Consider the following 9,824-nt stretch of genomic DNA (forward strand, 5'->3'; position numbering starts at 1 on the left):
GCGTCATTCGTAAGGCGATCAAGAACCGGAAGATTTTTCGGACTGATGAGTCAGTCATGAAGGTAATCTATCTGGCCATGGAAAAAGCTTCCGAGAAATGGACCATGCCGATCAGGAACTGGAAAGCAGCCATGAACCGGTTTGAAATTATGTTTCCTGACCGGTTCAAGGAGTAATAGTTTTGGTGGCGTTTACACAGAATTATTTACAGGCTCTTTCTTGATACCCGACATAAGATAGGAACTCTTGAGCCATTGTTTGCATAAGACCTTCTGAGGGGTCGAATTTAAAAGTTAAAGTTTTGTGTTCTGATAGGTGGCTGACTGTATTTTGAATTGATGCTGCCTGTTCTACTTGAGTATCCTCTGTCCTAGCTAATTGTTGAATGGCCAGTAAAAAACGATTTTTGAATTTTTCATTAAACTCGCACTCATATACACCTACTGTCTTAAGATAAGCTCCATCAATAACTGTATCATGCGTTACAGTAAACGTTCCTCCTCTAAATGTAGAGCCAAATAAACGTCTAGAACTTAGTTCTCTTGGTTGCGCGTGAACGTCCTGAGGGTGCATTACTACTAGTATATCGGGTTTTAGTATTACACCCTCGACAGCATTTTTTACATCAGTACCCAACCTTGAAGACGCTACCGTAATTAGAATACGGACAGGTCTTATCAATGAGCTATCAATATATTCCAAATTTATGGAGCAACCATCCTCGTCTTGTTTAACGTCAAAAAATTCTTTAAAAGCCTTTTCCGCCTTTGCATATTCTGGTTTATAAACTTTGATCTCTAAAGGAAAATCTCTTCTACTCTGTTGGCTGCAACCAGGATCCACTGGAGTGCTTCTTGCTTTTTGCAGGTTGCATTCCATTGGCTGAGCTGGTGTTTCTGTTGTTGGGGGCTCAGGTGTTTTTTCTGAAACTAATGGTGCTTTAGCGGCATGTTCTATTGCTTCGATTTGTGTTTCGAGTGGACTGACATGGGGCTGTTCAGTGGCTATTTCTGGTATTCTGCTTGCTGTCGGCTGATGTTTTTCCTGTACAACGGGCTGAAATGCATCTTCTGGGATTCTTACTTGTGAGGCCTCCGCCATCTTTCCAGTTGATTTGTCACCTGGCTGTGTATAAGTATCTATGGCAGGTCTTTGAAGAGCATGTAATGCTGGTCGTTGTCTGCTTAGCTCTTTTTCTTGAAACTGTTCTTCTATCAATTTGTACGTAGATAACTCTGCTTGAAGTCTATCGATTTCTGCTTGAAGTTTATGAATCATTTCTTGCTGTTTTTTTAGGAGTGAGTCTGCTTTATTTTTGTTACTCAAATCTCGTTGATTTAAATAGGATATCTGTTCTTGAAGTAGTCCAATCTTAGCTTTCAATGCGCTTTTTAATAAGTCGGTTTTACGTTGCTCAATCTTGGCTTGCTCCTCTTTAGCAATTAATATTGCTCTAAGTCGCATGATTTCTGCTTTCTGCTTCTGAATTATTTCGTTAGGGTGGCTAACCTCCCTGGCTTCACGGTCGCTAATCAAAAAATCAAAAGATTCTCTCATGTTACCTGGGCTATCATGAGCGTCTTCCTGATGCTTAACAGATCTGACAGCAGGATGTGATGATTGTATCACGGAAACTTTAGGGTTGTTATTAACTGAAGCATCAGTGCTTTTTCTTGTTTGGATTTCAGTTTGAGAATAAGGAGAAGATGAGTCTGATGTTAAGTTCACAGATGATGTTTGTTGCATTTTATAATCCTGCTACATGTAAGTTATAGAGTTAATTTCTTGTATTTATTAAAAAAACCATTGCCAGCTATAATATTGATTAGAATTATTATAGTGTTTACTTGATATTTCTTGTTAATATCTTTTAATGGTTTTTTTTGGATCTATGAGCAAATCAATTGTGACAGATTAAAAAGTACAGAGTTATACTTTCTTTTTTAGTCTTCAACTTGGTTTTAATTCTATGTGCTGCCTAAGTAGAGCAGTTTTATATAATATTATCTTTTTAAAAAAGATGTTGCATCTTAGGTGCCTTTGGCTTTTATTTGTTATTCCTCGTTCATGATCGGTATAAGCTGATGGCCTTACCATTTATAATAATTTGCAGCTCATTGTTTTTAGCTTTCAGAACCTGAATTTGTTTCTCTTCTGATACTCTTTTGCTGGCTTGTTCACCAATGGCATTCTTATGCTGTTTCCGGTCAATCAGAAGAATGATACGGTTATTGCTGAGCTGCCAGGTGCCAAAACTTTTTTCCGATGCATGCGTTCCCAGTTGCTGAAAGAACGAATCAAAGGAGCCGCTGTCATCGAGATTCCAGTCCATCGCAACGTCTTCACGGATGCGCCACTGACCAACCAGCTGCTCTCGGGTAACGGCTTCAATATCGGTCAGGTTTTTCTGCCTTAACAATTTTCTCAGCCGCTCAGCGGAAGCAGTGTATTGCTTCTTCAGCAGGGATTTTTCACGATTATACGTTGCGGCCCGGTCTCCGTAAGTTTTCTTCTGGTCCCTCAGGTTCTCCAGCTCTTCGTGAAGGTATTCCGGTGCTTTATTTCCCGCTTTTTTAATCTGCAGGCGCTTGTCATCAATATTTTTAGCCAGAATGACTTCAAGGTTATGCATCTCTCTGACTTTTTGATCGAGTTCATCCAGTTTGCGATTCATGGCGCCGTATATTTCATCCGGGCTGCCATAAAGATCGAGCAGCTCCTGATCAAGCTCTGACTCACGCTTTTGTTGAGCCTCCCGGGATTTAAGCTTTTCCAGCTGGCTCTTCTGGTCGTGGGTCATTGCTGGGGGTATGGTTTCAACGATACGACCATTTCTATCAAGTATGCTGTATCCCAGATGAACGAATTCACGGGGCATAGTGGATGAGATAACCGTAATGCCCTCGCGGTTTTTATATTTGTATAGGCTCTGCGCCGCAGCCTGATTGGCTCCGGACGCAGACAGCATTCCTGTCAATAACAGTATGAATGGCTGTTTAAGTCTCATACTCCGTAGGTATCTCTGTAGGCTTTAATTTCCGGCGCGTATCGACGGATTTCTGGATGATTTTCACTATATTCCAGCAAGTTGGCCAAGGAAACAATACTCAAAACCGGAATATTGAAATCACGTTCCACTTCCTGGATGGCAGAAAGTTCACCTTGCCCTTTTTCCTGACGATCCATGGCGACCACAACCGCTGCTGGAGTAGCGTCAGTTTGCTCAATAATAGTCATTACTTCACGTATCGCTGTGCCTGCCGTGATGACATCATCAACAATCGCCACTCGCCCTTCCAGAGGTGCCCCGACAATATTACCTCCTTCTCCGTGATCTTTGGCTTCCTTGCGATTGAAGCACCATGGTATATTGCGATTGTGCATTTCGAACATAGCGATAGCTGTGGCAGTCGCCAGGGGGATACCTTTGTAGGCTGGCCCAAACAGTATGTCAAACTCAAGCCCGGCATTGACCATTGCTGAGGCATAAAACTGGCCAAGCTTGCTGATAGCCTCACCACTACTGAATAACCCGGCATTAAAGAAGTAGGGGGATTTTCTTCCAGACTTCAAGGTGAACTCACCAAAACGGAGCACTTGCTGCTCAATGGCAAAATCCAGAAATTCTTTTTGATACTGGTGCATCGGGAGGATCCTGTTCGCTATATGTCCGTAGTGCCGGACTCAGAGACTGATTTTATACCAATATATAACCCTAAATCCCCTGTATGACGTGCTAATTCAGAGATATTGTGCAAATTATAATATTGGTTCTTTAGTACCTTATAGCCTGAATATTGGAAAGTTAGACAAATTTTGACCAGGGTACACTGTTCTTAGTTCCATCCGGGTCAGTTAAGTGTGAAATTACGGAAACTGTCAGGTGTAACTTCGTCAGAACTGCAGGCTCCTGTAGAAGAGACCGGATTTATGCGGATAAACATACGGGGGGCGACCCGTTATCATTTGTTCGATACAATTCCGAACTTTCTGTGTTCAACCGTACCATAAGAACTGAAATCATGCCTTATAATAGGGATGAGGGCTCTTACTAACTCTGTCGTACAGTTGATGCAGGGTTAATCCCGGTTGAGTAACCGTATCCTTGAAAAGCTTAGACTTTAGCCGTCGTTCATCCTGACCAAGGCAACTGCTTCTCAGGCTGAGATTTGCTCATATGGTTTTGCAGGTCTTCAGTTTCTGTTTTTCCGGTTACTGTCTTGCCGAGGTAACAAGCTTAATGCCAGGGCGTGTATACGGTCTGGTAAGGTGTATTCGATGAGAGTTATCAGTTTAAATTGCGAAGGCATTAAAAACGCACGAGAAAAAGGCCTGTTTGACTGGCTCTTGGAGCAGGATGCTGACCTTATTTGTCTGCAGGATACTCGTGAAGACGAGCAGGTAATTGAGGATCAGTATTTTCTTGATGGCTACTTTGGCTATGCTTTCAGTGGTTACAACAGGAGCGAGCGTGGTGGTGTAGCCATCTATACCCGTCATGCTCCCAAGGCAATTATCAGTGGCCTTGGGATTCCTGAGGTTGATGAAACCGGCCGCTACCTTCAGGCAGACTTTGACAAAATCAGTCTTGTTAGCCTGTACGTACCGGAAGGTGATGATGAAGAAAGCCTTAACTTCAAGTACCGTTTTCTGGACGGGTATTCCCACCACTTAAGCAAACAACGTCGTAAGCGCCGTGAGTTTCTTATGTGTGGTACCTGGAATATTGCGCACCGCAAGATTGATGTGGCTAACTGGCGTGATGCTCAGGAGATCTCTGGTTTTAATCAGGCTGAGCGTGGTTGGATGGAAGGCTTGCTGGGAGATATGGGCTTCTTTGATGCTTACCGTGAGGTTGACCGGGAAGCTGGCAAGTACAGCTGGTGGAAAGATGAGTACCTGCGCCATGATAATGTTGGAATGCGCATCGATTACCAGATTATCACTCCTGGCATGCGTCACCGCGTGCTGAATGGCGGTATCTACAAGGGGCAGGTATTCTCATCCCATGCACCTGTCATCATTGATTATGACTGGGAGCTGGGAATGTAACTATTTCCTGCCCCTGGTATGTAAGAAATTTACTGAAAAAAGGAGGGTGCCAGCTACATTGGCGTCCTCCTTTTTTCACTTTTACCATCGACTGAATATGGTGATTTGGATCTCCAACAGCAAAGAAACTCTCTGATTTGAGTATATGCAGGTTCTGTATTGTGGTTTGTCAAGGTTGACTTTAATAGCTGCCTTTCCTGTTGACTAAGTAGCGGCTTGCGTGGGGACGACATTTCTTTAGTGAAAGCTCCTCTACGCTGTTGAACAGCGCGACTGCTTGCATCTTCTTCCATCTGCTCCGAAGAGGATTTTACTTCTCTTTGAGTTGATTCTGCATTGTAATTTTCTCCATCAGAGCTTGCTTCCGGCTCGGCTAAAAAGCCAAGATCACGTAACATTGAAATTGTTTCTATGGAAAGGCCAATGTATTCGGTGCTGTCGAACTCTTCTGAGTTGCTTTATCACCCTCTCTTGCTCGTTCCATGTAGTGTTTTGGTGGGGCACTGAGATCAACTTGTCTGCCATTACTTTTCGTTTTTCCAAGGGGATTGATTAGACAGCGCTTTATTAAACTTCATTGCTGCTTTGGAGTCAGAACCTTTACTTGAAACTTCCTCCTCTCTCTTTATCTTATTACTTCCTTTTTCTGTAAAAAGAGATGGATCATTACCAGATATACTATTCGTCACTAGAGCCCCCAAATAGTAGAAATTAATTTATCCCTGATAATGATGGGGCATCCGTGTAAGACGCATAATTTGAGCACTGTTTTTTATTGGGCTTCACTATTCTAGTAAAAGAGGCTATTGGAAAAATCACAGTCTGAATACTGTTAGAAACACAGTATAGGGATCATAGCAGAGTTATTTGAGGTAGATGGTTAGTAATGTTATGTCTCTTCGAGCTTTTTGACACACCTTAAAAAAATTTTGGAAGCTCCTGTTATAAAGACCGGGCATCGATTGAAAATAGGGTTATCGGTTAATCAGCAAAGATCAGATATCACTGTTAATGGTTCGTTATTTTTTGATGAAGCTTTGGATCAATTGGATACATTCATCAGTTCTTTTATCAATAGCAGTACTTTCTACCATGAGGACCTTTTTTTCAGATATCCCAAGATCCAACCTGTTACAGAGCACCCACTGATCAATATCTTTCTGAAAAATCACATCGTCGCTGCGAATGCCATCATTCTCCAGCTCAATTTTTCCTGTGGGCAGGTAGCAGTATGCATCGATCTTCTGGCTAATGGTTTTGGCCAGCCTAAGCATATAAGGGCTGATAGGAGTATCGCATGCTTTCAGCCAATATCGATGGTAGGCAAGTAATGAGGGAGGGCCCGCATCGATAATGCCATGACCTTTCAAGTTTTCTATCCACTCAAGCATGGCTCCCAGCGCTGATCCTGCCATGGCCGTTGAAGTGACCTGACGGATTGCCTGATCCTCAAGTACGGCGTCCCGCGGCGTCTTATAATGCAGCTGTTTGGCGATTTTTCGATAATAGTCACTGAAAACTGACCACTCGCTCCCCAGTTCTTTCACCAGAGAGTTGCAGAGCGTTGTTTTACCGGTTCCATGGGAACCAATGAGAGAAATAATCATACTGCCTGCCTGTTACAGAGTAAGAACCCGGCATATAGCCGGGTTCTATTAAAAATAGCTCAAGTAAAAGGGCAGGCAGTAAAGTGTCATTCTGCTAACGCTTTTTTCTGTAACTCAATAATTTCCTCAATGCCGGATCGTGCCAAAGCCATCATGGCCAGCATTTCATTCTGACTGAAAGGGGCTGCTTCTGCAGTTCCCTGGACTTCGATAAATCCGGCAGCATCGGTCATAACAACATTCATGTCCGTTTCGGCACTGGAGTCCTCTGGGTAATCAAGGTCAAGAACCGGGCTGCCTTTGTAAATTCCCACGGAAATGGCAGCAATCATGTGCAGAAAAGGGTCACTTTTGACCATTTTTTTCTCCTGCATATAGCGCAGGGCATCAACCAGTGCTACACAGGCTCCAGTAATTGAGGCTGTGCGTGTGCCACCGTCGGCCTGAATCACATCACAGTCAATATTGATGGTGTTTTCCCCGAGCTTTTTCATATCAACTGCAGCACGTAAAGCACGGCCGATCAGTCGTTGAATCTCAAGAGTCCTGCCACCCTGCTTACCTCTGGAGGCCTCCCTTCCCATACGCTCAGTGGTGGACCGGGGTAACATACCGTACTCGGCGGTGATCCAGCCCTGGCCAGTTCCTTTCAGAAAACGAGGTACACCACGTTCGACCGAAGCGGTACAGATGACTTTGGTATCGCCAAACTCAACGAGGACAGATCCTTCTGCGTGTTTGGTATAGTTGCGGGTGATTTTTACATCACGTAATTGGTCTGCCGTTCTTCCGCTAGGGCGCATTTGGGTTACCTTGGTATGTCTGAAAAAGCTTAAGTACTACAAAATTTGCGGAATTATAACTGTTCGGCGGGGCTTCGGGAAAATAGAGTTTGGATAATTAGGTTGTGCTATTGAAGCAGAGTCATTAAATCAATGACATACATTCAAGTGGTTAGTGTTTTTAGTATCATAGTTTTGCTTAAATCTTATCTCATCGGTTTATTTTGTAGATAAACTTCTGAAATAATGGGTCTTTATTAGCCCACCGATTAAAGAGTATTTCATGACTTCCAGCATGACTGCATTCGCCCGTGTCCAGATACAGGAGGATTGGGGAAGCTTGGTATGGGAGATTCGATCCGTTAACCACCGTTATCTGGAGCCCCACTTCCGCCTCATGGAGCAGGCGCGGGAGATCGAGCCTGCGTTAAGAGAGCTGATTCGAAAGCAATTGAAGAGAGGCAAGGTTGAATGCAGCCTTAAATATCAGCTGATTGAGAAGGAGCAGGTGCTTGACCTGAATCGTGTCCTGCTGGAAAAGCTTCAACTGGCTGTACGCGAGGTTGAGACCCATTTTTCTCAGGTTGCACCAGTAAATCCTCTTGAGGTTCTTCAATGGCCTGGAGTCCAGAGTACTGAGGAAACTGAAATGGCAGTCGTTCATCGGGCGGCTATCAAAGGGTTCAACACCGCTCTCATTCAACTGAAGGAGATGCGACAGCGAGAAGGACAGGAGTTGCAGTCTTTCATTGAGGCTCGATTGGATAAAATGGGGGATGAGGCACAGCAGCTTCGTGTGCTACTGCCAGAAATTCTACAAAATCAGCGAGAGAAAATCCTTGATCGCCTTTCGGAGGCTCAGCAAGAGTTAAATCCGGAGAGACTGGAGCAGGAAATGGTGATTCTGGCGCAGAAGATGGATGTTGATGAAGAGCTGGATCGTCTGGAAACGCATGTAGCTGAGGTGCGCAGAACACTTAAAAACTCTGGGCAGGGAGCAGTAGGGCGCCGTTTGGATTTTCTGATGCAGGAGCTTAACCGAGAGGCAAATACCCTGTCTTCCAAGTCAATTCATGCAGGCCTTACTCAGATCGCAGTAAACCTCAAAGTTTTTATCGAGCAAATGCGAGAACAGGTTCAAAACATAGAATGATATTTTAGTACGTTCGTGCACATCATAAGCCGCTGATATAAGCGGCTTTTTTTTGCTTTTTGTTTTTTTGGTGTTTTCCGAAATTTGTGGTTATCAAGAAAATTGGTGACAGAAATGGTGACAGAAATCGTGATATGGCGAAAAAATGGTGGTGACAGAATAATCGTTCTGAACTAGCTTATTTTGTGCATAACATTGAATGAATAAGAACAAAGCTCAGTGGATAAAAAATAGAACCAACAAAAACTAGCAAGGCGGTGTAAGTGAAGGATTCAGAAATAAAAAAACTGATCAAGACGAAAAAAGAAGGGCGGTATGCTGCCGGTAATGGCCTGTATCTGCGTATTAGTAAAGAGCTATCGGTAACATGGGTAGTTCGATACACGATATCCGGGCAAGGTGGGAACAGAAAGCGGAAAGAGGTCACCATAGGCTGCTATCCGGATATGTCATTGTATCAGGCCAGTCTCAAAACTCTGGAGATTAAAGAGGGCCTGAAAGCGGGTGAAGACCCGAAAGTTGCCAAACGAATTGAGAAAGCGATTGGTAAGCAGGAAATTAACAATATGGATGAACTCGCTGCGGAATGGATCAAATTTAAAAAAAAGAACATCAAAACCTGGTGGCGAAATGAACGGTATTATCAGAAAGACATAGGACCAAAGATCGGCCTTATGAGACCGGATCAGGTTACTTCATTGCATGTGAAAAAGCTGGTTGAAGATGTTGCCGTACCCGGGAGAATGACCGTCGCCAATGATGTGTTGCAGTTTGCCAAGGAACTATTTGATTACGGAATCCGTTTAAATCTGATGCAGTTTAATCCAGCAAGGGTATTTACCTGCAAAGATGCCGGGGGGATAGAAGAAGCAAGAGAGCGTGCAATCGGTCTGGATGAGCTGGGTGACATATTCGCTACCTTCAGAAAGCATCACTTGCAGTTCACCAGAGAAAATTATTTGAATTGCGCGTTGCTGTTGACGTTAATGTGTCGGAAGACGGAACTCTCTGTTTCAAAAATAGAAGAATATAATCTGGTTAAGAAAAAGTGGTCGTTGCCAGAAGAACGAATTAAGGCAATGAAACGATCCAGTAAGAAAAAGGGGAATGTAATTTAAATTGTGTAAACGCTTGTCGTTAATACTCCAAAATGGAGAATAACAATGAGCGTTGAAATCAACGAAAAACTGGTAGATCAAATAGCCAGTCAGATTAAAACTCAGGATGATC

General features: G+C 43.4%; 9 protein-coding genes and 1 pseudogene. 4 read left to right on the forward strand and 6 right to left on the reverse strand.

From position 1 onward, the window contains the following. A pseudogene (locus AK963_RS32315) lies at positions 1-176 on the forward strand (IS256 family transposase); the annotation flags it as partial. 25 nt (positions 177-201) lie between these two features. On the opposite strand, the gene AK963_RS21035 reads toward AK963_RS32315, so the two are convergent. From AK963_RS21035 to pyrE, 3 genes are all read right to left on the reverse strand, one after another. After that, complete coding sequence (locus AK963_RS21035) at positions 202-1,746, reverse strand: DUF4200 domain-containing protein (RefSeq protein WP_139117567.1); 1,545 nt, start codon at positions 1,744-1,746, stop codon at positions 202-204. A 319-nt stretch (positions 1,747-2,065) separates the two neighbouring features. After that, positions 2,066-3,007, reverse strand: coding sequence for a hypothetical protein (locus tag AK963_RS21040; RefSeq protein ID WP_066017389.1), 942 nt, complete (start codon positions 3,005-3,007; stop codon positions 2,066-2,068). Further along, positions 3,004-3,645: an orotate phosphoribosyltransferase gene (pyrE, locus tag AK963_RS21045; protein ID WP_066017390.1), complete on the reverse strand. Its 642-nt coding sequence runs from the start codon at positions 3,643-3,645 to the stop codon at positions 3,004-3,006. The genes AK963_RS21040 and pyrE overlap by 4 nt, the downstream gene beginning before the upstream one ends. Before the next feature lie 633 nt (positions 3,646-4,278). Between pyrE and AK963_RS21050 the strand changes: the two genes are divergently transcribed. Further along, a complete protein-coding gene (locus AK963_RS21050; protein WP_066017391.1) occupies positions 4,279-5,052 on the forward strand; it encodes an exodeoxyribonuclease III in 774 nt (257 codons plus the stop codon). 53 nt (positions 5,053-5,105) lie between these two features. Here the strand turns inward: AK963_RS21050 and AK963_RS32320 are convergent, their stop codons facing one another. From AK963_RS32320 to rph, 3 genes are all read right to left on the reverse strand, one after another. Then, positions 5,106-5,450 (reverse strand): hypothetical protein, encoded by a 345-nt coding sequence (locus AK963_RS32320; RefSeq protein ID WP_139117568.1) that lies wholly within the window; start codon positions 5,448-5,450, stop codon positions 5,106-5,108. A 621-nt stretch (positions 5,451-6,071) separates the two neighbouring features. Further along, a complete protein-coding gene (locus tag AK963_RS21055) occupies positions 6,072-6,659 on the reverse strand; it encodes an AAA family ATPase (protein ID WP_066017392.1) in 588 nt (195 codons plus the stop codon). Positions 6,660-6,745: 86 nt separating this feature from the next. After that, the gene (gene rph / locus AK963_RS21060) at positions 6,746-7,462 is read right to left on the reverse strand and encodes a ribonuclease PH (RefSeq protein WP_066017393.1); all 717 of its coding nucleotides are present in this window, start codon (positions 7,460-7,462) and stop codon (positions 6,746-6,748) included. A 262-nt stretch (positions 7,463-7,724) separates the two neighbouring features. On the opposite strand from rph, the gene AK963_RS21065 reads away from it, so the two are divergent. Both AK963_RS21065 and AK963_RS21070 read left to right on the forward strand, forming a co-directional pair. Beyond that, positions 7,725-8,594: a YicC/YloC family endoribonuclease gene (locus tag AK963_RS21065; RefSeq protein WP_066017394.1), complete on the forward strand. Its 870-nt coding sequence runs from the start codon at positions 7,725-7,727 to the stop codon at positions 8,592-8,594. Positions 8,595-8,857: 263 nt separating this feature from the next. Beyond that, on the forward strand, positions 8,858-9,712 hold the full coding sequence (locus AK963_RS21070) for a tyrosine-type recombinase/integrase (protein WP_066017395.1): 855 nt from the start codon (positions 8,858-8,860) through the stop codon (positions 9,710-9,712). Positions 9,713-9,824 lie beyond the last annotated feature (112 nt).

Origin of the sequence: Endozoicomonas atrinae (genome assembly GCF_001647025.1) — a bacterium.
Lineage (GTDB): Bacteria > Pseudomonadota > Gammaproteobacteria > Pseudomonadales > Endozoicomonadaceae > Endozoicomonas > Endozoicomonas atrinae.